The 335-nt window shown below is 52.2% G+C and carries 1 protein-coding gene; it reads left to right on the top strand.

Annotated elements, in window-relative coordinates:
- Positions 1-335: lipid-binding SYLF domain-containing protein (locus QWI17_RS00070; RefSeq protein WP_302720472.1), on the top strand; the 335-nt coding region annotated here is incomplete at both ends.

Here is a 335-nt window from a genome sequence, read left to right on the forward strand (position 1 = left end):
GCCCTGAAAGAGTTTTATCGACACAGCCCAGCAGGAAAAGAACTGGCTCAAAAGGCTGAAGCTGTCTTGGTCTTTCCTGACGTGATTAAAGCGGGTATCGGTATCGGCGGAGAATACGGTGAAGGTGCGCTGCGTGAAGGCGGGAAAACAACGGCGTATTATAATGTAGCATCGGCCTCAATTGGGTTTCAGTTAGGGGCTCAGTTGAAATCTGAAGTGCTGTTGTTTATGAGCAAAGACGCCTTGCAGAAATTTCGTGGCAGCGATGGCTGGGAAGCAGGGGTCGATGGTAGTGTGGCGATTGCAACGCTGGGGGCGGGCGGTGAGATCGATTC

This window comes from Gilvimarinus gilvus (assembly GCF_030518155.1).
GTDB classification, from domain to species: domain Bacteria; phylum Pseudomonadota; class Gammaproteobacteria; order Pseudomonadales; family Cellvibrionaceae; genus Gilvimarinus; species Gilvimarinus gilvus.